Source organism: Photorhabdus sp. RM71S, from assembly GCF_042879355.1.
GTDB classification, from domain to species: Bacteria; Pseudomonadota; Gammaproteobacteria; order Enterobacterales; family Enterobacteriaceae; genus Photorhabdus; species Photorhabdus kayaii.
On the sequence record NZ_JBHFKV010000246.1, the window covers coordinates 1 to 305 of the forward strand.

Here is a 305-nt window from a genome sequence, read left to right on the forward strand (position 1 = left end):
TACCTTAATCAAGGTAAACTTAAATCTGATAATGGGGGGTCTGATAGTTTACTTTCCCGGGAACAAACTGATTTTTTAATCAACCACTTATCTCAACATCTTTTCCATCACCCCCATGAAATCGTGGCCTATGTTGCTCAGCTCTGGAATATTACCTTTAGCATTCCCGGCATGAATAAATGGCTACACCGTCAGTAATGCCGATCAGTTAAGGATCAGTTGAACGATCCAGTGGTTGTGTAAGAATCCGGAAATGTTCCTTATTTCCGGATTTTTTTATGCGTATTGCTCAAGCTCTTGACCTC

The 305-nt window shown here is 40.7% G+C and carries 1 pseudogene; it reads left to right on the plus strand.

Annotated features, from left to right (window positions below):
• Nucleotides 1-195: pseudogene (locus tag ACGF5R_RS24740) on the plus strand (winged helix-turn-helix domain-containing protein); the annotation flags it as partial.
• Between the last annotated feature and the right edge of the window lie 110 nt (nt 196-305).